This window comes from Neisseria sp. P0022.S010, from assembly GCF_051956635.1.
Window position 1 is genome coordinate 1 of sequence record NZ_JBQCXF010000757.1, and the last position, 875, is coordinate 875.

The 875-nt window shown below is 51.5% G+C and carries 1 protein-coding gene and 2 pseudogenes; 1 reads left to right on the forward strand and 2 read right to left on the reverse strand.

The genetic code is table 11. From position 1 onward, the window contains the following. Positions 1 to 218 (reverse strand): annotated as a pseudogene (locus ACTHUT_RS21205) (4-hydroxy-tetrahydrodipicolinate reductase); the annotation flags it as partial. Between the two features lie 9 nt (positions 219 to 227). Continuing rightward, a complete protein-coding gene (locus tag ACTHUT_RS21210; RefSeq protein ID WP_049333683.1) occupies positions 228 to 623 on the reverse strand; it encodes an outer membrane protein assembly factor BamE in 396 nt (131 codons plus the stop codon). A 151-nt stretch (positions 624 to 774) separates the two neighbouring features. Between ACTHUT_RS21210 and ACTHUT_RS21215 the strand changes: the two are divergent. Continuing rightward, positions 775 to 875: pseudogene (locus tag ACTHUT_RS21215) on the forward strand (ferric iron uptake transcriptional regulator); the annotation flags it as partial.

The window sequence follows — 875 nt, forward strand, 5'->3', positions numbered from 1 at the left end:
AGGACATCGCTTTGAGCCAGTACGGCATCCACGTCGTCTGAAATGGCAACGCCGGTTTTGAGGCCGGAGGCGAAGCCTGCATCCAAACCCAATACTTCCGAACCGGAATGCTCGAGTGCGCCGGAGAGGACGGTGTCGGGATGGTTGTTGACCGCTTCAACCAAAACGCGGCCCATGCGGCCGTTGACGCCGGCGATGGCGATTTTCAATGCGCTCATGGGGCTTCCTTATTGCGGCTTGGTTTCGGTGGTCGGAACGATGTTTTGTCCGGCTTGAACCGCTTCGATGGATTTCTGAATGGCATCGCCTTCGGCGCGTGCGAGGACGTCGTTTTCAAAGTACAGGGTCAGGTTGCTTTGTTCTTTGATGATGCCGTTGCGGCTGGTGTTGAAAGTGTAATCCCAGCGGTCGGCATGGAAGGCGTCGCGCAGGAGCGGCGTACCGAGCAGCAGTTGGACTTGGTCGCGGGTCATACCTTGGCGCAGGGAAACCACGGCGCGAGGATTGAGCTCGTTACCTTGAATGATTTTGAGTTTGTAGGATGGAAAGTTGGATACGCGCTCGGCACTGCATGAGGCCAGACCTAAAATAGCGGCGATGGCAAGGCATAAGGCTTTATTCACGGGCTTACCTTTCTGTGTCATTTCGGGAAAGATGTTTATCATCGCTTGAATATTTTTAAAAAGCAAACGATAATCATCTTCTTAATTTTTCTTTTCGCCGATTTTCAATTGCAAGACCGGCGGCAGATTGCCGCCCTTTAACGGCCCAATAGTGGGCAAACGGGCGGAAAGTGCGTATTATAACGGTTATTACCTTACAGGGATATTGAATATTATGGAAAAATTCAGCAACATTGCGCAATTGAAAGACAG